Origin of the sequence: Roseovarius atlanticus (assembly GCF_019802205.1) — a bacterium.
Classification (GTDB): Bacteria; Pseudomonadota; Alphaproteobacteria; order Rhodobacterales; family Rhodobacteraceae; genus Roseovarius; species Roseovarius atlanticus_A.
The window spans coordinates 1,471,267-1,488,949 of sequence record NZ_JAHVHQ010000003.1; the positions used below are offsets into that span (position 1 = coordinate 1,471,267).

The 17,683-nt window shown below is 60.6% G+C and carries 20 protein-coding genes; 13 read left to right on the top strand and 7 right to left on the bottom strand.

What is annotated here, in order from left to right:
- Position 1: 1 nt before the first annotated feature.
- Positions 2 to 1,171 (bottom strand): deoxyguanosinetriphosphate triphosphohydrolase, encoded by a 1,170-nt coding sequence (locus KUV49_RS13090; protein ID WP_222450327.1) that lies wholly within the window; start codon positions 1,169 to 1,171, stop codon positions 2 to 4.
- 77 nt (positions 1,172 to 1,248) lie between these two features.
- Here KUV49_RS13090 and KUV49_RS13095 point away from each other — a divergent pair, with 77 nt between their 5' ends.
- Positions 1,249 to 1,575 carry a HesB/IscA family protein gene (locus tag KUV49_RS13095; RefSeq protein ID WP_152492544.1) on the top strand — a complete coding sequence of 109 codons (327 nt, stop codon included), beginning with the start codon at positions 1,249 to 1,251 and terminating at the stop codon, positions 1,573 to 1,575.
- A 1-nt stretch (position 1,576) separates the two neighbouring features.
- On the opposite strand, the gene KUV49_RS13100 is transcribed toward KUV49_RS13095, so the two are convergent.
- Genes KUV49_RS13100 through KUV49_RS13110 form a run of 3 tightly spaced genes read right to left on the bottom strand, consistent with a single transcriptional unit; the run spans position 1,577 to position 3,939 of the window.
- Complete coding sequence (locus KUV49_RS13100) at positions 1,577 to 2,479, bottom strand: DMT family transporter (protein WP_222450328.1); 903 nt, start codon at positions 2,477 to 2,479, stop codon at positions 1,577 to 1,579.
- On the bottom strand, positions 2,476 to 3,549 hold the full coding sequence (locus tag KUV49_RS13105) for a DUF6902 family protein (protein ID WP_222450329.1): 1,074 nt from the start codon (positions 3,547 to 3,549) through the stop codon (positions 2,476 to 2,478). Before KUV49_RS13105 ends, KUV49_RS13100 begins: the two co-directional genes overlap by 4 nt.
- A gap of 42 nt (positions 3,550 to 3,591) precedes the next feature.
- Positions 3,592 to 3,939 carry a DUF6749 family protein gene (locus KUV49_RS13110; RefSeq protein ID WP_222450330.1) on the bottom strand — a complete coding sequence of 116 codons (348 nt, stop codon included), beginning with the start codon at positions 3,937 to 3,939 and terminating at the stop codon, positions 3,592 to 3,594.
- A 322-nt stretch (positions 3,940 to 4,261) separates the two neighbouring features.
- Here KUV49_RS13110 and xth point away from each other — a divergent pair, with 322 nt between their 5' ends.
- Positions 4,262 to 5,044 carry an exodeoxyribonuclease III gene (gene xth / locus KUV49_RS13115; protein WP_222450331.1) on the top strand — a complete coding sequence of 261 codons (783 nt, stop codon included), beginning with the start codon at positions 4,262 to 4,264 and terminating at the stop codon, positions 5,042 to 5,044.
- 96 nt (positions 5,045 to 5,140) lie between these two features.
- Here the strand turns inward: xth and KUV49_RS13120 are convergent, their stop codons facing one another.
- A complete protein-coding gene (locus KUV49_RS13120) occupies positions 5,141 to 6,325 on the bottom strand; it encodes an FAD-dependent monooxygenase (RefSeq protein WP_222450332.1) in 1,185 nt (394 codons plus the stop codon).
- Between the two features lie 71 nt (positions 6,326 to 6,396).
- Positions 6,397 to 6,819, bottom strand: coding sequence for an RNA polymerase-binding protein DksA (gene dksA / locus KUV49_RS13125; protein ID WP_152494486.1), 423 nt, complete (start codon positions 6,817 to 6,819; stop codon positions 6,397 to 6,399).
- Between the two features lie 203 nt (positions 6,820 to 7,022).
- Between dksA and KUV49_RS13130 the strand changes: the two genes are divergently transcribed.
- The 7 genes from KUV49_RS13130 to KUV49_RS13160 all read left to right on the top strand — a co-directional run bounded on the left by KUV49_RS13130 (position 7,023) and on the right by KUV49_RS13160 (position 13,884).
- Complete coding sequence (locus KUV49_RS13130; RefSeq protein WP_222450333.1) at positions 7,023 to 7,862, top strand: AAA family ATPase; 840 nt, start codon at positions 7,023 to 7,025, stop codon at positions 7,860 to 7,862.
- A 351-nt stretch (positions 7,863 to 8,213) separates the two neighbouring features.
- Complete coding sequence (locus KUV49_RS13135; RefSeq protein ID WP_222450334.1) at positions 8,214 to 9,569, top strand: DUF2927 domain-containing protein; 1,356 nt, start codon at positions 8,214 to 8,216, stop codon at positions 9,567 to 9,569.
- A 16-nt stretch (positions 9,570 to 9,585) separates the two neighbouring features.
- Positions 9,586 to 9,753 (top strand): hypothetical protein, encoded by a 168-nt coding sequence (locus KUV49_RS13140; protein WP_222450335.1) that lies wholly within the window; start codon positions 9,586 to 9,588, stop codon positions 9,751 to 9,753.
- Positions 9,754 to 9,760: 7 nt separating this feature from the next.
- A complete protein-coding gene (locus KUV49_RS13145) occupies positions 9,761 to 10,945 on the top strand; it encodes a vWA domain-containing protein (RefSeq protein WP_222450336.1) in 1,185 nt (394 codons plus the stop codon).
- Between the two features lie 104 nt (positions 10,946 to 11,049).
- Positions 11,050 to 11,991: a nucleoside hydrolase gene (locus KUV49_RS13150; protein ID WP_222450337.1), complete on the top strand. Its 942-nt coding sequence runs from the start codon at positions 11,050 to 11,052 to the stop codon at positions 11,989 to 11,991.
- Positions 11,988 to 12,434 carry a GNAT family N-acetyltransferase gene (locus KUV49_RS13155; RefSeq protein ID WP_222450338.1) on the top strand — a complete coding sequence of 149 codons (447 nt, stop codon included), beginning with the start codon at positions 11,988 to 11,990 and terminating at the stop codon, positions 12,432 to 12,434. Before KUV49_RS13150 ends, KUV49_RS13155 begins: the two co-directional genes overlap by 4 nt.
- A gap of 31 nt (positions 12,435 to 12,465) precedes the next feature.
- Positions 12,466 to 13,884, top strand: a complete 1,419-nt coding sequence (locus KUV49_RS13160; RefSeq protein ID WP_222450339.1) for a protein adenylyltransferase SelO — start codon at positions 12,466 to 12,468, stop codon at positions 13,882 to 13,884.
- A 2-nt stretch (positions 13,885 to 13,886) separates the two neighbouring features.
- Here the strand turns inward: KUV49_RS13160 and KUV49_RS13165 are convergent, their stop codons facing one another.
- On the bottom strand, positions 13,887 to 14,543 hold the full coding sequence (locus KUV49_RS13165) for a hypothetical protein (RefSeq protein ID WP_222450340.1): 657 nt from the start codon (positions 14,541 to 14,543) through the stop codon (positions 13,887 to 13,889).
- A gap of 38 nt (positions 14,544 to 14,581) precedes the next feature.
- Between KUV49_RS13165 and KUV49_RS13170 the strand changes: the two genes are divergently transcribed.
- The 4 genes from KUV49_RS13170 to KUV49_RS13185 all read left to right on the top strand — a co-directional run bounded on the left by KUV49_RS13170 (position 14,582) and on the right by KUV49_RS13185 (position 17,628).
- Positions 14,582 to 15,283, top strand: a complete 702-nt coding sequence (locus KUV49_RS13170; RefSeq protein ID WP_222450341.1) for an endonuclease/exonuclease/phosphatase family protein — start codon at positions 14,582 to 14,584, stop codon at positions 15,281 to 15,283.
- Positions 15,284 to 15,357: 74 nt separating this feature from the next.
- On the top strand, positions 15,358 to 15,771 hold the full coding sequence (locus KUV49_RS13175) for a Fur family transcriptional regulator (protein WP_222450342.1): 414 nt from the start codon (positions 15,358 to 15,360) through the stop codon (positions 15,769 to 15,771).
- A 73-nt stretch (positions 15,772 to 15,844) separates the two neighbouring features.
- The gene (locus tag KUV49_RS13180; protein WP_222450343.1) at positions 15,845 to 16,726 is read left to right on the top strand and encodes a DMT family transporter; all 882 of its coding nucleotides are present in this window, start codon (positions 15,845 to 15,847) and stop codon (positions 16,724 to 16,726) included.
- 110 nt (positions 16,727 to 16,836) lie between these two features.
- The gene (locus tag KUV49_RS13185; RefSeq protein WP_222450344.1) at positions 16,837 to 17,628 is read left to right on the top strand and encodes a methyltransferase domain-containing protein; all 792 of its coding nucleotides are present in this window, start codon (positions 16,837 to 16,839) and stop codon (positions 17,626 to 17,628) included.
- Positions 17,629 to 17,683 lie beyond the last annotated feature (55 nt).

Below are 17,683 nucleotides of genomic sequence, written 5' to 3' on the forward strand. Positions count from 1 at the left end.
GCTATATTCCTTTTCTTTCAGTCATACCGGCGTCTCCGCCCAACAACCGCGCATGAGCCTCGAGCGCGAAACGGTCCGTCATTCCCGCGATGTAGTCGCTGACCAGCCGCGCCAGTGCCGTCCGGTCCGGGGCATCAGCCACGTCCTGGCGCCAGCGCTTCGGAAGAAACTCGGGATGGGACATGTAGAACGCAAAGAGGTCCTCGACCACTTTTGTAACGCGGCTGCGCATCTCCACCACTTTAGGAGCGCGGTACATCCGCTTGAAAAGAAATGACCTTATCACCTGCAAGTCCGCCCACATCCGGTCGGAAAACCGGATGACCGGACGCCCGAGGTCACGGACGGCCTGAGGGTCTGGTGGCGCGGCCTGTTGAAGGATGTCGTGGGAGGTCTCGATGACGTCCGTCACCATCACGCCGAAGACGCGCCGCAGCGCCTCGTGGCGACGGCGATACGGATCAAGGCCTGGATATTTCGTGTCGACCTCGCGGTAACAGGCGCCCACAACCGGCAGCTCGGCGATTTCCTGCTCGGTGAAGAGTTTCGCCCGGAGGCCGTCGTGCAGGTCATGATTGTTGTATGCCACGTCATCGGCCAGTGCAGCCACCTGTGCCTCGGCGCTCGCATAGGTGTGCAGTTCGAGGTCGTGATTTGCGTTATAATCCGCAAGCGCATAGGGCAAAGCACCCGTCACCGGACCATTGTGCTTGGCGATACCCTCGAGCGTGTCCCAGGTAAGATTGAGCCCATCGAACTCGGCGTAGTGGCGTTCCAGCGACGTGACGATACGGATCGCCTGCGCGTTATGATCGAAGCCGCCATAGTCCGACATGAGCCTGTCGAGCGCGTCTTCGCCGGTATGGCCGAATGGCGTGTGTCCCAGGTCATGAGCCAAGGCTACCGCTTCGGTCAGCTCCACGTTGAGCCCGAGCGCGCCCGCAATCGTGCGCGCGACCTGCGCAACCTCGATCGAGTGTGTCAGCCGCGTGCGGAAATAATCGCCCTCATGTTCGACGAAGACCTGAGTTTTGTGCTTGAGGCGGCGGAAGGCGCTGGAATGGATTATGCGATCCCGATCCCTTTGATAACATGAGCGAAACGCGCTTTCTTCTTCTGGGTAGAGCCGCGCCCGAGCGCGCGCCGGGTCCGAGGCATAAGGGGTATGCATCGCCTGTTTCCTTGTCGTCCTGTCCCAGCGTTCGTATATTCGATGATGAACTGCAAAGAAACCTCGAGGATCGCCAGATGCAGATGCCCCCCAAAGTGACGCAACGCGCCTATGAACGCCTTGCTGAAATCGGTGCCGGTGAGCAGGGTCAGGCCTTGCGCGTCGCCGTCGAAGGCGGCGGTTGCTCCGGTTTTCAATACGACATCAAGCTGGACGCGCCCACGGGCGATGACCTGGTGCTGGAAGGCGCAGAGGGACAGAAGGTGGTCGTGGACAGCGTCTCGCTGCCCTTCCTTGCGGGCGCGACGATCGATTTCACGGAAGAGTTGATCGGTGCGCGCTTCACGATCGACAATCCGAACGTCACGAGCGCCTGCGGCTGCGGTACGTCCTTCTCGATGTGACCTACTCGGCGGGCACCGCCGCTTTCGGCAGCGGCGTTCGCACCTGGTCCCACACCAACCAGGCCCCCGCGACGATGAGCAGTGCCGCGCCAAAGAACACGCCGGCTCCGGTCCGCTCTCCGAATGCTACCGTGCCGAGTGCCACCATCCAGAGGAATTGCAGGTTCATCAGTGGCGTGACGACGTAAGCCGGCAGTATTCTGAGTGCGGCCACCAGCAACCACCTCGCAGCGAAGAGAAGCGAGGCATAGCAGACGATCCACATGACGTCGCCCCATCCCATCGGCACGAACACGAAGGGCAGGACACAGGCCATGACTGCCATCAAGGCGGCGTTTGGATAGAAGACCTGTGACAGCAATCCTGCCGGATCACGCTGTCCGATGTATCGCGACGAGACCATTGAGATAGCCCCCATCGTCACCGCGAGTAACGCAACCAGATGACCTGTTCCGAAGCTGTGAAAGCCGCTTGGGAATAGCGTTGTCATGCCTACCAGCCCCAACAACAGCGCTCCCCAGACCTGCCCGCCCGGCCGTTCTTGCAGCACGAGACGCGACAGCAGGGCGGCGAGGATTGGGATGATGGCGATGAACAGGAAGACTTCGGCAAAGGGCAAGAGCTTGAAGGCATAGAAAAAGGCACAAGTGCCAATGACCGTCGCAACGGCCCGCAGGGCCATCACCCGGGGGCATCGCGTTTTCAGAACGGTCGTACCTGCAGACTTCCGACCCGCAAGCAGGCAGAACAGTGCCACCAGCCCACCTGAAAAGGCGAACATCTGCGGAGCTGCATAATTGGCCGAAAACAGCTTGGTTATGGCGTCGGCGCCGGTGATCAGCAGGGTATACGCGACAGTCAATACGACCCCGAGGACCACAACTTCGGTTGGGCGCCTCGTCACGCCGAAAGCTCCTGCCCCGACGCGCGCGAGAAATCGTGGAAGAATGCATCGAAGTCGATGGCACTCTCGGCGGCCTCGACAACCTCGCGCGCCTCCAGCGACAGATGTGGGTCGACAAGGTTGCGCATCGCGGACCAGTCGCCATTGCGCACCCCGTCCAGGCGATAGATGCATTCGGACAGCTCTCTCAGCGGGGCCGCGTGGGGCTTTGGCGCCGTGAAGCGCACGCCACCTTCCGGCAAGGCAGCACCAAAACCGCCCAAGCCTGCGGTCGACAGGAACCATTGGACCATCAGGTACGGGTGATAGTCGTCCGACATCCAGCCCGTCGCGTCGGCCTCGAGCACGAAATTCCTGGCCTGAGCAGCAAGCCAACGCTCCCATGTCTGGGGAGGGACCTGCCCCGCGAACCGCAGCGCGATGCAAACCTCGGCGAGCAGGTCCAGGTTCATTTCGAGAAAGGCGATCGTGCCGGCGAATGTCAGGCTGTCGACGAAGGCCGCGGGCAAGTCGGGGTCGCGTTGGCCATACTCTGAAAGGTAGAACACGATATGCGTAAGTTCGTATGCCGCTTTCTTGTTCGGCAGGGCGAAGGTCGCTCTGCGGCTTCCGAAATCCCGCAGGCGGTCGTCGAGCCCGGCATCACCCGACACCGGATCGACGCCACGTCGCAGGCACAGCCGTCGGGCTTCGGCGCGCTGAAGATCCGATAGTTCCGCGCCAACCAATCCTTCGGACGCCACCCATTCGGCCGCGCGGGACGCCTTTGTCCCGGCAAGGCCCAGGTCCTCGAGGTCGAGGCCAAGCGACAGCAGAAATCTGTAGTATTGCGGGAAAAAGCCCAGGCGCCGGTCCAGCGAGTCGTAGACGGCATCGAACGGGCTCAGCGCCTCGCGCGGCAAGGTCGTGCCGGTGCTGACCATGATGTTCAGGACTTCGGCGTTCTCCTTGAGCCAGAAGACATCGGTCTCGGGCCGACGCTCACGGGCGAAGCATTGGATCAGCGCGCTTTGTCGCGCCTCCCGCGTGGTTTGGCGGAACGGAATATCGAGGTGTACGACGGATCCCATGGGTCTGATATCCTTGTCTTCTAGTTCCGTTCCGCCCTGAGCTTACAGGCTCGACGTGAAGGCGCCGACAACCTCGCCTTCATCCGCGCGCGCGGCGCGTACCGGGCCAAGGCTGGAGGTAAAGAGTTCCACCGAGTCGCCGGCACCTGCGTCAGACGTCGCACGCGGCGCAAGACTGGACGTAAATGCCTCGACGGCGTCGCCCGTCATGCGGCTGGTTTCGGCAACCGGGGCCAGGCTGGACGTGAACATTTCGGTCTGAGAGCCGTCCAGCATGTCGCCGGAGGCGTGGAGCGAAGAAGTGAACGCCTCGACCGCGCCGCCGTCGTGCAGGCTGGTCTCTGTGGGCTTTGTTTCAAAGGCGGTTTGAGCTTTGAGCAGTGCAACCATCGGTGGTCTCCTTGTTTGGTCAACACCTAAAACGGTTACACGCAAAACGGGACTTTCAAACAAGTTTTCTCGGAAAGAGAGTTATCCACAGGCGCGCTTATTCGTTAACTTTTTTAGGACAGCCTTGCCTGTATTTACGGGCGCTGCTTTGCAGCGCCCGTAAAAAATTGTTTTCCACAGGGCCACAAAGCTGTGGATATCTAGCTTTCTGTTTCCAAACTGAGCCGAATCACCCCCCGGAAATTACACCAACGAATTGATCAAGCCCGCTTGCCTCCCGCGCGCCGCTGCGCGATAGATCAAGCCAGATCAGGAGGCCTGAATGAAGATTGCCAGTTTCAACATCAACGGCATCAAGGCGCGGCTCGAAGCCTTGACCAACTGGCTGGACGAGGCTCAGCCGGATGTGGCGGTGCTGCAGGAGATCAAGACGGTCGATGAAGGTTTTCCCCACGCGCCTTTCGAAGAGCGTGGATACAATGTCGAAACCCACGGTCAGAAAGGCTTCAACGGCGTCGCGATCTTGTCGAAACATCCGCTGGAGGACGTCCAGCGCGGCCTGCCCGGGGATGATGAGGATGAGCAGGCCCGATGGATCGAAGCGACCGTAATGGGCGAGGCCACGTCGCTGCGCGTTTGCGGGTTGTACCTGCCCAACGGAAACCCCGCGCCGGGCCCGAAATACGACTATAAACTGGCCTGGATGGCGCGTCAGAAAGCGCGCGCGGCCGAATTGCTGGCGACCGAGGAACCGTTCCTGATGGCCGGTGACTACAACGTCATTCCTCAGGATGAAGATGCCAAACGTCCCGAGGCCTGGCGTGAAGATGCCCTGGCGCTGCCGCAGAGCCGCGCGGCCTTTCGCGAGCTTGTGGCCATGGGGTTCACGGAAGCGTTCCGTGCTCGCGTGCAGGGTCCCGGACATTACACGTTCTGGGACTACCAGGCTGGCGCTTGGAACCGGGATGACGGGATACGTATCGACCATTTCCTGCTGAGCCCTCAAGCCGCCGACAGGCTGACCGACACTGCAATAGACAAGGACATCCGCGGCCGTGAAAAACCTTCCGATCACGTCCCGATCTGGGTGGAACTGGACGTGTAAAACGTTTCGCCTTTTACCTGAGCCATCAGCGAAAGGTGAAACGCGTGCAACGGTTGGCTGTTGTGCCACGCTTCTCGGGTAAGCGGTGATCCAAGTTTATCGCGAAACGCTTTGGATTTCGTCCGTGGTCACATCGTAGCCGTAGATCCAGTCGAATTGGCCGACCACGCGCCCCGGCAGAAGCGCTCCTCCGAGCCGGAGTGCGGTATGGGCAGCAAGCCGTAGCGGCGGAAAGCTGAGATGATACTTCCACGCGTTGCCGCTGGCCGTCTCGACGACACGGCGGACACGGTCTGCCCGCATCTGCTGATACGCCGCAAGAGCGAGATTCAAGTCCTCGCCTTCCTGCAGGCAGCGACCAAGCGCAAACGCATCCTCGAGCGCCATGTTGGCCCCTTGCGCCATGAACGGAAGGGTCGGGTGCGCCGCGTCGCCCAACAGGACAACGCCACCGCCATACCATTTGCCGGCAACGGGGTGCCGGAACAGCCCCCAGCGATGCACACGCTCGACCCGTTCGAGCAGAGCAAAGGCGTCGGGGCAGAAATCTTCGAAGGCAGCCCGTAGGTTTTCGGGAGTGTCCTCAGTGTGCCAGCTTTCCTCGTGCCAGTTCGCGCGTTCCTGAACCGCCACGATATTCCTTAACCGTCCACCGCGCAGGGGGTAGGTCACGAGGTGACGGTGCGGCCCCATGAAGACCTGCGCTTCGGGCTCTGCGCCGGTTTCGGTCACAAGGGCACGCCATGCCACCTGCCGTGTGAAGAACGGTGCAACCGTTCCATTCAGGGCCTGGCGCGCACGCGATTGCAATCCATCCGCGCCGACAAGAAGATCAGCTTCGACCACTGTACCGTCGCCCAGGGTCGCGGACGCGCCCTGCCCCGTGTGCACCGATGCGACCTGTTGACCAAGCGCGATCTGGACCCCTGCATTGCGCGCGGCGCGCTCGAGGATATCCACCAGATCAGCGCGATGAACGAAATGGTAATCCCCGCAGGGCAGCCGGGCGAGGTCGAGCCGAACGACGTCATGCCCCTTGTAGTCCCGAAGGCGCACCGCCTGGCCGCGTACCGATTTGGCGCGCAGGGCATTGCCAAGCCCAAGCTTTTCCAGAACGACAAAGCCGTTCGGGCTGATCTGCAGGCCAGCTCCGACTTCGCCGATTTCCGGCGCCTGCTCCAGCACACGGACCTCGGCGCCGGCGCGGCGCAAAACAAGTGCCACCGCGAGGCCTGCGATTCCGCCGCCGATAACGACGGATTTCAAAGTCTTGATGTTCATGGCCGCCCCTTGAAAGCGCAAAGCGCCGAAGCTTGGCTCCGGCGCTCGGTCTTCAGGAAAATTCCAGCGCTTCAGTCGTCGCGGTGGACCTTTTCGCGCCGCTCGTGGCGTTCCTGCGCTTCGAGGCTCATCGTGGCGATCGGGCGGGCGTCGAGACGCTTGAGGCTGATGGGTTCGCCGGTCACTTCGCAATACCCGTACTCACCTTCGTCGATCCGGCGCAGCGCCGCGTCGATCTTCGCCACCAGCTTGCGCTGACGATCTCGCGTCCGAAGTTCCAGCGCGCGGTCGGTTTCCTCGCTGGCGCGGTCCGCCACGTCGGGAATGGCTCGGGTGCCGTCCTGAAGCCCCTCGATGGTATCGCGGCTGTCCTCCAGAAGTTCGCTCTTCCAGTTCAGCAACTTGCGACGAAAATACTCGACTTGCCGTTCATTCATGAACGGCTCGTCTTCGGCCGGAGTATAGTCCTCCGACAGAACAACGTCCTGTTTCATGTCCATTCCCTCTTTCAGGCCGGCGTGGGTCACCCAACTTCCCCCAAAGAAATCCACCTTGTGGCGTGCAATTACACGCGCCTTGCCGAATTGTCACTACACAATTGCCCGCCATTGATGTGAATTATCCAAGACACTAGGGTGCAGCGAAAATTCCATGCAGACCATGCGTTACGCCGACATCCTCAAGAAAAGGGAAGCCCATGAAATTCGAAGGCACCGATGCCTACATCGCCACCGACGACCTGACCGTCGCCGTGAACGCCGCCGTGACGCTGGAGCGGCCCCTTCTGGTCAAGGGAGAGCCGGGGACGGGCAAGACCGAACTGGCCCGGCAGGTCGCCAGAGGGCTTGGGGTGCCGATGCTGGAGTGGAACATCAAGTCCACGACCAAGGCGCAGCAAGGTCTTTACGAATACGACGCTGTGTCACGCCTGCGCGACAGCCAGCTGGGCGAAGAACGCGTGCACGACGTGCGCAACTACATCCGCAAGGGCAAGCTTTGGCAGGCGTTCGAGGCCGACCAGAAGCTCGTTCTGTTGATCGATGAAATCGACAAGGCGGACATCGAGTTTCCGAACGACCTGCTGCAGGAACTCGACCGGATGGAATTCCACGTGTACGAGACTGGCGAAACTGTCCGCGCGGCACAGCGCCCGATCGTCATCATCACGTCGAACAACGAAAAGGAGCTGCCGGATGCTTTTCTGCGTCGCTGCTTCTTTCACTATATCCGTTTTCCCGACGTCGCGACGATGAAGCAGATCGTCGAAGTGCATTATCCGGGCATCAAAGAGAAGCTCCTGACCGAGGCGCTGACCCAGTTCTATGACATTCGCGAACAGTCCGGGCTGAAGAAGAAACCATCGACATCGGAAGTGCTCGACTGGCTCAAGCTGATCCTGGCCGAAGACCTGAGCGCCGAGGACCTGAAACGCGATGGCGCCGACGCCCTGCCCAAGCTGCATGGTGCGCTGTTGAAGAACGAACAGGATGTGCATCTTTTCGAGCGGCTGGCCTTCATGGCGCGACGCCAAAGGTAGGGCCGCCTCGCGAAAGCCGCGGTAGGCGTTGCCGTCAGATACGTGTCCCACACCCGCGGTACGTGAAACGCGCAGATCATTCTCACGGCGCCTTGCTTGAAAAACTGGCGGCGATCTTTCGGCTGAGGCGCCGCTGACTGGCGATTAGGCCACAGTTTTACCTTTTTTGCTCCTCACCCGAGACGAAGTAGGAGGCGATTTCCAGTACCGTCCGGTAGGTTTGTTCAGCAGCAGGGCACATTCGCGTGCGGGAAACGACACGCATCAGCCCTTGGGAAGACATCGAAGGACGGCAGGATTTCCGCGACGGGGTTCTCTGCCACTTGGGATTTTACAGGCATCGGGGACCACATGCGCCGCGTCATACTTCCACTGTTCCTCATGCTGGGCGCATGCGTCCCCAGTCCGTCCAGCGAAATGCCGTCACGTGCCGCAACGCAATCCACGGCATCATTGCCAGCGCTCAAGTCGTTCTCTGCCCCCAGGCCAGTTGCACCCACGCGTTCGAACGCGGACATCGGGCGCGACTTTCTCGAACTGTCATTCCAGCTGGAATCCGGCCGCAAATTGCAGAACTTCTCGCGTTTCGAGGGGCCTATTTCCATTCGCGTCACGGGCAAACCGCCATCGACACTGATCCCGGACCTCAATCGGCTGGTCCACCGGCTGCGGACAGAGGCGCAGATCGACATCGCGCGGGTGCGATCGGAGACCGCCAATATCACCATCGAAGCCGTTCCCCGCGCGCAGATTCGCCGGCATCTGCCCAAAGCAGCCTGCTTTGTGGTCCCGAACATCAGCCGCCTGTCCGATTACCGCGCTGCAAGAAACAAACGCCTGACAAACTGGAGCAAGCTGATCAAGCGCGAGAAGATCGCGATTTTCCTTCCCAATGATGCGTCTCCTCAGGAAGTGCGCGACTGCCTGCATGAGGAAGTGGCGCAGGCGCTCGGGCCTCTGAACGACCTCTATCGCCTGCCTGACAGCGTGTTCAACGATGACAATGTGCATACCGTCCTGACCGGCTTCGACATGCTGATCTTGCGGACCTATTATGCGCCCGAGTTGCACTCGGGGATGACCCGCGGGCAGGTTGCGGCACGCCTGCCCTCGATCCTGTCGCGGCTCAATCCACGGGGCGACAGCATTCCGCCGCGCCAAGTATCCTCGACTCCGCGCGCCTGGGTCAAAGCGGTTCAAACCGCGCTCGGACCGGGGGCCGGACATTCGCAGCGCGTCGTGGCCGCGGGCGAGGCGTTGCGCATCGCCGACGCCATGGGATGGCACGACCATCGCCGGGCTTTCTCGCATTTTGCCATGGGGCGCCTGACCCAGGCCAGCCAGCCCGACACCGCGTTCGAGCATTTCCGACTTGCGGAAAGGTTCTACAGCCAGACACCGGGTACGGAGTTGCATCGCGCCTACTCCGCCTCTCAGCTCGCCGCGTTCGCGATCGGCGAAGGCAAAGGCACTTTGGCGCTCGCCATCCTGTCACCTCACCTGGCCATTGCCGAACGTCACGAGAATGCAGCGCTTTTGTCGACGCTCATGCTGCTGCGGGCCGAGGCGCTTGACCTCGAAGGCCGCGTCGCAGAGGCGCAGTCCGTACGGCTGGACAGTATCGGCTGGGCGCGATACGGCTTCGGCGCGGACTGGGCGGTGCGGGCCAAACTGCGCGAAATCTCGTCGCTCAGCCCTTTGAAGTGATCTGACGGGAAAAAACATGATCGTAGTTTTCGGGGCCATCCTGGGCATCGGCCTGGGTGCATTCACCGCGTGGCGGCGCAAGGGGCGCGTGGCGGACATCCTGCTCTATGCCACGATCTATGGCCTGATCTTTACCTTGCTTGGACTTTTCGCGACACTGGTCATCCACCGCATGTCCATATGAGGTAACGATGTTCCTGCCCTTCTTCGAAAATCTGCGGAAGTCGGGTCTACCTGTGTCGCTGCGCGAATACCTCACGTTCCTGGAAGCGATGAACGCGGGACTCGTGACCTACGACATCGAGGGGTTCTATTACCTCGCACGGTCCGCGATGGTGAAGGACGAGCGCCTGATCGACCGCTTCGATCAGGCTTTCGCCGCAAGTTTCAAGGGGCTTGAAGCGATCAGCGCGAGCGACGTTCTGAACGCGGTCGATATCCCCCAGGAGTGGCTGGAGAAGCTGGCGGAAAAGCACCTGAGCGAAGAAGAACGCGCCGAGATCGAGGCGCTAGGCGGGTTCGACAAGCTGATGGAGACGCTCAAAGAGCGCCTGAAAGAGCAGCAGGGCCGCCACCAGGGCGGGAACAAGTGGATCGGCACGGCAGGCACATCGCCCTTCGGCGCTTATGGCTACAACCCCGAAGGCGTTCGGATCGGGCAAAAGGAAAGCCGGCACCAGCGGGCGGTGAAGGTCTGGGACAAGCGCGAGTTCCGCAACCTCGATGACACGATCGAACTGGGCACGCGCAACATCAAGGTCGCGCTCAAGCGCCTGCGACGCTGGGCGCGGGACGGGGCCGAAGAGGAGCTGGACCTTGACGGAACAATCCGCGCCACCGCCGAGCATGGCTATCTCGACGTCAAGACGCGGCCCGAGCGGCGCAATGCGGTCAAGGTACTTTTGTTTCTCGATGTTGGCGGCTCCATGGACCCGCATATCAAGCTGGTGGAAGAACTCTTTTCCGCCGCGCGGGCCGAGTTCAAGCATCTGGAATACTATTATTTTCACAACTGTCTCTACGAAGGCGTCTGGCGGGACAATCGCCGCCGCTGGGATGCGCAGACACCCACCGACGAAGTGCTGCGAACCTATGGCCCGGACTATAAATGCATTTTCGTCGGCGACGCCTCGATGTCGCCCTACGAGATCGCGTATCCCGGCGGCGCCAACGAGCACTGGAACGCAGAAGCGGGTCAGGTCTGGTTGAACCGCGCCCGTGCCCAATGGCCCGAACATCTTTGGATCAACCCGGTTCCCGAGAAATACTGGGACTACACGCACTCTATCGGCATGATCCGCGAAATCTTCGACGGCCGCATGGTGCCGATGACACTGGCCGGCATCGAAAACGGCATGAAGGAACTGGGCCGCTGACCACAAGGTCGACACGCGGGTTCTTCCGCGTCTCATCCGGAGTATTTCTGCCAACCACAGCAAGGCCAGTGGACAAGGGCAGCCCGGCGTGACAGGGACTGCGCATGGCTCCGCGCAAGATCATAATCGACACCGATCCGGGGCAGGATGACGCCGTCGCCATCCTGTTGGCGCTGGCAAGCCCTGAAGAGATCGAGGTGCTTGGCATTACCTGCGTGGCGGGTAACGTGCCGCTGGCCCTGACGACCAGAAACGCCCGCATCGTCTGCGAGCTTGCCGGGCGACCGGATATCAAGGTCTTTGCAGGCAGCGACCGCCCCCTGAAGCGTGACTTGATCACGGCCGAACACGTGCACGGCAAGACGGGGCTGGATGGGCCGGTTCTGAGCGATCCCATCATGCCGTTGCAGGAAAAACACGCGGTGGATTTCATCATCGAAACATTGCGCTCCGAACCGAAAGGCAGCGTCACCCTTGTTCCCATCGGACCGCTGACGAATATCGCGACCGCCTTCGAGCAGGCACCGGATGTGGTGGGCAACGTCGCAGAGATCGTTCTGATGGGCGGGGCTTATTTCCAGGTGGGCAACATCACGCCCGCGGCAGAGTTCAACATCCACGTGGATCCAGAGGCCGCGGCACGTGTCTTTGGCTCGGGCGTCCCACTTGTGGTCATGCCGCTTGACGTCACGCACAAGGCGCTGGTCACCCGGGCGCGCAACGATGCCTTTCGAGCCATCAAAAACCGTGTGGGCGAAGCCGTCGCCGAAATGACCGATTTCTTCGAACGGTTCGACCGCGAAAAATACGGCTCGGAAGGCGCGCCGCTGCACGACCCCTGCACCACGGCTTATCTCATCAGGCCAGAATTGTTTTCCGGCAGGCATATCAATGTCGAGATCGAGACGACGTCCGACCTGACCCTGGGCATGACCGTCGCCGACTGGTGGCGCGTGACCGATCGCGCGCCCAACGCGCTGTTCATCGGGGATATTGACGCCGATGGCTTTTTTTCGCTGCTGACCGAAAGGCTTGCACGCCTATGACCAAACTGACCCTTGCCGCGCTTGAAGACCTGGATCGCCTGCTGCCATTGGTGGCGGCGTTCCATGCCGAAGAAGGGATCGCCCAGGACGAGGCGACCCGCCGCGCGGCGCTTACGCCGCTGCTGGAAGGATCGCCGCACGGTTGCGTCTATCTGGCCGGACCGAGACGCGCGCCGATCGGCTACGTGATCGTCACTTTCGGCTGGTCGGTGGAGTTCGGCGGTCTCGACGGGTTCGTGGACGAAATCTTCATCCGGCCGGGTGTGCGAGGCCGTGGCATCGGATCGGAAATCCTTTTGACGTTGCCCAAGACTTTGGCGAAGGCAGGCATGAAAGCGATCCATCTGGAGGTCGACCGGGGCAACGAATCCGCGCGCCGGGTCTATGAAAAACTGCGGTTCGAGTCGCGGGAGAATTACATGCTGATGACGCGCAAGCTCTAGCGTCGGGGCAAAATGCACCTATGTTTCAGACATGACCCTGCAGATTCCTTTCGACAATTCCTATAGCCGCCTGCCCGAACGCTTTTACACGCGTCAAGACCCGGCGCCGGTCAAGGCGCCCAGTCTGATCGCTTTCAACCAAGCTCTTGCACAGCACCTTGGAATCACACCGGGGTCCGAGGAGGAGATGGCGCAGATTTTCTCTGGCAATGCCCTGCCGGACGGGGCCGATCCACTGGCGCAGGCCTATGCAGGTCACCAGTTCGGCGGGTTCTCTCCACAGCTCGGCGACGGCAGGGCAAATCTGCTGGGCGAGGTCGCGCGGAACGGCGACCGCTTTGACATACAATTGAAGGGTTCGGGTCCGACGCCCTATTCCCGCATGGGAGACGGGCGGGCCTGGCTCGGTCCGGTTCTGCGGGAATACGTCCTGAGCGAGGCCATGCACGCGCTTGGCGTTCCCACCAGTCGCGCGTTGGCCGCCACCCTGACCGGAGAACAGGTTTTCCGCGAAACCGGCGCCCTGCCCGGCGCCGTGCTGACCCGCGTGGCCCGGAGCCACATCCGCGTCGGCACGTTTCAGTTCTTTGCGGCACGCCGCGACATTGCCGGTTTGAAGGACCTTTTCGAGTATGTGGTGGATCGACATTATCCGGATGTCGCAGGCCCCCACAAGCTACTTCAGGCGGTGATGGCGCGGCAGGCCGAACTTGTTGCGCAGTGGATGTCGCTTGGATTCATTCACGGTGTCATGAACACCGACAACACCACATTGTCCGGTGAGACAATCGACTATGGTCCCTGCGCTTTCATGGACACCTACCAACCCGACACGGTGTTTTCATCCATCGACATGCACGGTCGGTATGCCTTTGCCAACCAAGCCAATGTGATCGTCTGGAACATGGCACAGCTGGCAACTGCGCTGGTGCCCCTGATGCCGGACCAGGACGAGGCTGTGGAAGAATTCACCAAGACCGTGCATGCAATGCCGGAGCAAGTTCACATAGCGTGGCGCAAGCGTTTCGGCCAAAAGATCGGACTTGCGGACGCCTCGGTCGAGGACGAGCCGCTGATCGTATCGTTGCTGGACAAGATGGCCGCCAACAGGGCCGATTTCACCAATACCTTCCGCGCCTTGAGCGACGGCAAGGCGCGGGATCAGTTCCTTGATCCCGGTGACTTCGATACCTGGGAAACGGAATGGTCCAGGCGCCTGGAGCAGGAACAGGATCCGGCAAGCTCCATGAAGGAGGCAAATCCAGTCTATATCCCGCGCAATCACAGGGTCGAGCAGATGATCCAGACGGCTTTGAGCGGGGATTTCGCTCCCTTCCATCGGATGCTTGACGTCTTGTCGGACCCGTACCAGCCCCGGGACGACGCTCGGGATCTGGCACGCCCGCCCGAGCCGTCCGAGGTGGTCCAGCAGACGTTCTGTGGAACCTGAGCCTAGCTTGAGCGGTTCTTGTCGCGGTTTCGGCGCAGCCTGCGGAAAAGTCGCGGATTGCGGCGCACGAATTCGTCGATGAAGGATCCGATACCAACATGACGGCCTTTGAGATAACCATACCCGGCTGCCGCGCCCAAAAGCGCCCCTACCGTGTTGATGATGAGGTCGCCCATCGTGTCGTCCAGGCCAGACTTTTGCATGTTCAACCCAAAGGCCTGATCCATCGCGAATTCGAAGATTTCCCAGACGGTCCCGATGGTCATGGCGAAACAGAATGCGAGAAAACTGAGTTGCAGGTGCGGTGCGGCGAAACGATCGCCCTGGAACATCATGAAGACGAGCACAAAGCCGATCAGACCAAACGCGACGGCCGAGGTGCCATGCATGGCGATGTCCCACCACCAAAACCGCTCATAGAAATTGAAGACTTCGCCAAGAAAAAGCGTCGCCACAACGAAGATGACCACGATCGCGACGAATGTTGGAGGAACATGCACCTGGGCCCAGTTGGCCACGACAACCGGAGCCATCGACAGGCCCAAAGTTGCCAACGCAACGAAAGCAAGTTCGAAACGCAGCAAAGCCAGCGCCCATATGACTGCCCCGGCCAGTGCCAGCCATATGATCCGCGCCAGCCAGGTCTGATCTGCAAACATGGGGTACGCTCCGTCACGGCTCCTGCCAACGTGTTAGCATGAAACTGCCGCGCCTGAGAATTGCAACCTACAATCTGCAGAAATGCGTGGGTCTGGACATGCGCCGCCGGCCGGATCGAAGCCTTCAAGTGATCAATTCCCTCGGGGCGGATATCGTGGTGTTGCAAGAGGTAGACAAGCGCCTGCCGCCGCGCCCCGCGGCTCTGCCCCATGACCTGGTCGAGCGAGATGGATGGAAAATTCTGCCATTCGGCGCACCCGGTGGCTCTTTGGGATGGCATGGCAATGCGATGCTGGTGCGCGCGGACCTGAGCGTTCTGCACACCCAGCATCTTGATCTGCCCGGATTGGAACCGCGTGGCGCGATACTGGCCGAGATGAAAACGCGACTTGGGCCTTTACGCGTTGTCGGGGTGCATCTGGGATTGGTGCGCCGCTATCGCCTTCTTCAGATAAAGGCCGTGCTGCGTCATGTTGCCCGGCGTCCGGCGATGCCGCTTATCCTTGCCGGGGATTTCAACGAGTGGGGGAATCGTACCGCCATCGATTCTGCGGCACGCGGTGTCTCGTTTGCCCTGACACCTCCCAGCTACCCTGCCCCGCGCCCCTTGGTGCGACTCGACCGGATCGCGCATTCGGACACGCTTGCGACAGTGGCGACTGGCACCTTGCGCGAGAAGCCCGCGCATATCACCTCTGATCACCTGCCGGTCTGGGCCGACCTCGAACAGTCGCAGTGATCGGGCTGTCAAAACTCTGGATTTCCAGAAGCGTTCCCGTTATCCAACGCCCCGGATACGCACAGAAGGCCGGCATGACAGAGACCATCATCGACCGTTGCGAGGCCAAGGGCCTGCGGATGACCGACCAGCGGCGCACCATCGCCATGGTTCTGGAAAATTCGGATGATCATCCGGATGTGGAAGAGCTTTATTCGCGGGCGAGCGGACACGATCCGAAAATCTCGATCGCCACGGTATACAGGACAGTGAAGCTTTTCGAGGAAGCCGGAATCATCGAGAAACTGGAATTCGGCGACGGACGCGCACGTTACGAAGATGCCGAACGCGATCATCACGACCACCTGATCGACATGCACTCGGGCGAGGTCATCGAGTTCGTCGATCCCGAAATCGAACAATTGCAGGAAAAGATCGCCGCCAAGCTGGGCTACAAGTTGAAGGGTCACAAGCTCGAACTCTACGGCGTGCCGATCCGCAAAGAGTAGTTGGCGGCCGCTATCGGCTTGTCTCTGCGTTGAAAGCCGCCTATCGCTCCGGCGGGGCTGTCGGGCGGAGATGATGGACAACATTCGCGGAATACTTCTGGTGATATTGTCCATGGCGGCTTTCACCGTCGAGGACATGTTCATCAAGAAGTTGTCCGCGGATATCTCCGTTGGTCAAATCCTGATCTTCCTGGGGCTGGGCAGCGCTACGGTGTTTGCGATCATGGCGCGTCTCGGTGGTCACAACCTGTTCGCCCGCGACGCCTGGCGTACGCCGTTGATTGTGCGCGCCTGCTGCGAGGCGGGTGCGGCGCTGGCCTTCACCACGGCGCTATCACTCGTCGACATTTCCGTCGTCGCGTCGGTTTTCCAGGCCACGCCTCTCGTCATCACCATGGGCGCCGCGATATTCCTGAAAGAAGATGTCGGTTGGCGCCGGTGGAGCGCAATCCTGATCGGGTTCATGGGCGTGCTGCTGATCATCAGGCCAGGCCTGGAGGGGTTCGACCCCGCGGCGTTGCTGGTGCTTGTGTCGGTTACTTGCGTGGCCGCGCGAGACCTGATTACGCAGCGCATCGATGTAAAGGTTTCCTCCGCGGTTGTCTCGTTCCAGGGCTTTGCCGCGGTTGTTCCGGCGGGATTGTTTCTTGTCACGCTCGGTCCTCAAAGCGTTTCCGCGCTGACGCCCGCGCTTTGGTCCATGATCGGCTGCGGCATCGTCTTTGGCGCATTCGGGTATTACGGTATCGTGGCGGCCATGCGCATGGGCGACGCCGCGGTCGTGACACCCTTTCGCTATACGCGGCTGTTGTTTTCCCTCTTTGTCGGCGTCGTGGTGTTTTCCGAGCGGCCCGACATGCTGACGTTACTTGGTGCGGCATTGATTATCTCTACCGGCCTCTACACGTTTCTGCGCGAACGGCGACTTGCCCGGCAGGCACGGCTGGCTGCGTAAGAATGCAACGCCCGGCAGGATAATTAGACTCCCACACATTTTGAATTTTCACGGCGCCCAAGGCAGCGCTTATTCTCCGCGAAGCAGTAAACAAGAATAATGGAAAACCGATGCAGGCTCAGAAACTCGCGGAAGCTTTTGTCACCACCGAAACCGAAGGCTACAACTTGGCAAACCTGCAGGCACCACGCGTTGCAGAGCGCAAGTTCGCCAAGGGAAAGCGCGGTATCTGGCTGCGCCGGGTCGGCACCTTGGCACGGTGGCTCGACAAAAATGATGTGGCGGTTCCCAAAGAACTGGTACGGTCCTACGAGATCGACATTCTCTCGCGCGTGAGAGCGGGCATACCTTTGAAGTACCAATTCCGCGCTCTCAACAACCTGAGGGAACTGGTTCGTGCCAATATTCTCTTTCCAGAGCTTGTCGACGGTTTGGCCGAACCCAGAACCATCATAGATCTTTCGGCCGGCGCCTGCGGAACCTACGAAGTGTTCAGTCACTTCGGCCATTACGTGACGGTTTGTGACTTTTATCAACCGGATGGGTTCAACAATGTTCGTGACTCCTATGCCGCCATACACGAGATGCTGGGCATAGAGTGCCGCCATTTCGACGGGCGTAGCCTGCCCTACAGTTTTGCTGACGACAATTTCGACATTGTCCTGTGCCATCAGGCGATTGATGCCTATGGACCCGTCCAGTTCTGGTATGACGCGATTGACGAAATGTTGCGGATTGCGCGCTGCTCGATTGGACTGGTCCTTAACCCGGCACATCCAAAGACGGCGGATACACGTGCAGCGGCCCGCACGTTCATGGAGCATATGCGCACCAGACACGGCGCCACCTTTTCGGAATGTCCCGAAACCGGCCTGCCCGCCATGCGTATCGACAAGACCTGAGCGCATCCTGACCGCCCTCGCCCGGGATTGACGAAGACCGCGCATTCGCCACGCG

Coding starts and splice junctions, on each gene's coding strand:
- KUV49_RS13185 (WP_222450344.1), top strand. CDS start 16,837: ATGCAGGCTCAGAAACTCGCGGAAGCTTTTGTCACCACCGAAACCGAA.
- KUV49_RS13180 (WP_222450343.1), top strand. CDS start 15,845: ATGGACAACATTCGCGGAATACTTCTGGTGATATTGTCCATGGCGGCT.
- KUV49_RS13135 (WP_222450334.1), top strand. CDS start 8,214: ATGCGCCGCGTCATACTTCCACTGTTCCTCATGCTGGGCGCATGCGTC.
- KUV49_RS13175 (WP_222450342.1), top strand. CDS start 15,358: ATGACAGAGACCATCATCGACCGTTGCGAGGCCAAGGGCCTGCGGATG.
- KUV49_RS13095 (WP_152492544.1), top strand. CDS start 1,249: ATGCAGATGCCCCCCAAAGTGACGCAACGCGCCTATGAACGCCTTGCT.
- dksA (WP_152494486.1), bottom strand. CDS start 6,819: ATGAAACAGGACGTTGTTCTGTCGGAGGACTATACTCCGGCCGAAGAC.
- KUV49_RS13165 (WP_222450340.1), bottom strand. CDS start 14,543: ATGTTTGCAGATCAGACCTGGCTGGCGCGGATCATATGGCTGGCACTG.
- KUV49_RS13150 (WP_222450337.1), top strand. CDS start 11,050: ATGGCTCCGCGCAAGATCATAATCGACACCGATCCGGGGCAGGATGAC.
- KUV49_RS13120 (WP_222450332.1), bottom strand. CDS start 6,325: ATGAACATCAAGACTTTGAAATCCGTCGTTATCGGCGGCGGAATCGCA.
- KUV49_RS13170 (WP_222450341.1), top strand. CDS start 14,582: ATGAAACTGCCGCGCCTGAGAATTGCAACCTACAATCTGCAGAAATGC.
- KUV49_RS13110 (WP_222450330.1), bottom strand. CDS start 3,939: ATGGTTGCACTGCTCAAAGCTCAAACCGCCTTTGAAACAAAGCCCACA.
- KUV49_RS13155 (WP_222450338.1), top strand. CDS start 11,988: ATGACCAAACTGACCCTTGCCGCGCTTGAAGACCTGGATCGCCTGCTG.
- KUV49_RS13130 (WP_222450333.1), top strand. CDS start 7,023: ATGAAATTCGAAGGCACCGATGCCTACATCGCCACCGACGACCTGACC.
- KUV49_RS13090 (WP_222450327.1), bottom strand. CDS start 1,171: ATGCATACCCCTTATGCCTCGGACCCGGCGCGCGCTCGGGCGCGGCTC.
- KUV49_RS13105 (WP_222450329.1), bottom strand. CDS start 3,549: ATGGGATCCGTCGTACACCTCGATATTCCGTTCCGCCAAACCACGCGG.
- KUV49_RS13140 (WP_222450335.1), top strand. CDS start 9,586: ATGATCGTAGTTTTCGGGGCCATCCTGGGCATCGGCCTGGGTGCATTC.
- xth (WP_222450331.1), top strand. CDS start 4,262: ATGAAGATTGCCAGTTTCAACATCAACGGCATCAAGGCGCGGCTCGAA.
- KUV49_RS13160 (WP_222450339.1), top strand. CDS start 12,466: ATGACCCTGCAGATTCCTTTCGACAATTCCTATAGCCGCCTGCCCGAA.
- KUV49_RS13145 (WP_222450336.1), top strand. CDS start 9,761: ATGTTCCTGCCCTTCTTCGAAAATCTGCGGAAGTCGGGTCTACCTGTG.